Genomic DNA, 1,525 nt, shown 5'->3' with positions numbered 1-1,525 from the left:
ACGCTGCTGCAGGCGTGCGCGCTGATGGAGGCACTGGCCGTGCGGCTCGGCGGTCGCGCGGCGTCGATGCAAAGGAACGTGACATGACCTCACTCGCCGCACGCGTGGCCCACGCACGCGCCGACGGGCGCCTGTGGCACGGCGCGCAACTCGCGGTGGCCGTCATCGCAGCCTATGCGGTGTCGAGCGCGTTGCACCTGCCCGAGAGCTTGTGGGCGGTGATGTCGGCACTCATCGTCGTGCGGCCGAATGCCGGCGCGAGCGTCGGCGCCGGCGGCGCACGGCTCGGCGGCACCGTGCTCGGCACGCTGTGCGGAGTCGGCGGCGTCTGGCTGCGGCACCACGGCGTCGATGCGGCGCCCGCCACGCTGTTGATCGTCGCCGCCCTCGCGTTCGCGAGTGCCACGCTGCCGCTGATCGCCAGTGCACCGGTCGCGGCGCTGATCATCCTGTCGAGCGGCAGCATGCCGGGGCATTCGGCGCTGCAGGTCGCATGGCTGCGCGGCGCCGAAGTCGGCATCGGCGTGCTGGTCGGGCTCGGCGTGTCGCTGCTGCTGCGAGCCGCGCGCGCCGGTGCGCGCTTCACCGGTGCCTGCGCCGACCTGCTCGAGGCGTTCGCCCGACCTCTGGACGAGGAAGCCGATGCGGCACCCGACGGCACCGTGCGCAGCCGCCTGCGGGAGCTCGCCGTGATCGCAGTGCAGGCCGATCGCGAACGCGCATGGATCGCGCGCCTTCGCAGACGGCCCGTCGAGCGCGACGCGCACGTGCAGCTCGCGCGCATGGTCTCCCGGGTCCACCAGGACAGCGCCGTGATCGCCCGCCTGCTGCCCGGTCTGCAGCCCGACGCGGCGGCCCCGACTGCGGCGATCGCTCAGGCCCTGCGCGGCGCGGCCCAGGCGCTGCGCGCACGGGCGATGCCCGACCTCTCGATGCTCGCGTCGCCGCGCCCTGCCGCCCGCATCGCCGGCCCGGTCGGCCTGCTCGCGCACGACCTGCGCGCACTCGCGCAACGCTTCGAGAGCCTGCACGCCGCGCAGTCGCGTTGAAATTGCATCCAATCGCAAGTGCCGCCGCGCCGCGGCATGCGACCTGCTTCGAGACCTGCATCCAGAACAACCGCAGGCCCACGCCGCCTTTCCCGGCACGAATCGACGCGAAGTGAAGCCGGACTGACACATCCCGTCAGCGGCACCGCGTCATCCATCGGCGAAAGCGATAGGTCCCACCCCAGAATGATGATCCGAAGCAGCCGAGCCGCACGTGTGAGCGGAACCGTTTCCACTCTTTTCCTGTCGATGATGCTGCTGGCCGGCTGCGGCTCCGGCTCGGATGACGGCGACACGCCCGCGCCGGCACCGGTGGGTTCGGCCCCCTCGCCGGCCCCGGCTCCCGCTCCGAGTCCTGCCCCGGCGCCCTCGCCCTCGCCCTCGCCCTCGCCTGCGCCGGCCCCTGCTCCCGCGCCTTCACCCGCTCCGGCGCCGCAACCCTCCGCACTGACGCTGCCGATCGAAGTGCTCGGCGA

1 protein-coding gene and 1 pseudogene are annotated in these 1,525 nt (G+C 73.2%); both read left to right on the top strand.

Translation table 11 applies throughout. The features are described from left to right. Window positions 1–83: 83 nt before the first annotated feature. Entirely contained in the window at window positions 84–1,049 is a 966-nt protein-coding gene (locus AC1D12_RS33020) for an FUSC family protein (RefSeq protein WP_477827516.1), read from the top strand. Between the two features lie 216 nt (window positions 1,050–1,265). Continuing rightward, window positions 1,266–1,525 (top strand): annotated as a pseudogene (locus AC1D12_RS33015) (hypothetical protein); the annotation flags it as partial.

Source organism: Rhizobacter sp. P1_G5 (genome assembly GCF_056405435.1).
The sequence above is the reverse complement of the archived record's forward strand: the minus strand, read 5'-3'. Positions and strand labels throughout refer to the sequence as shown.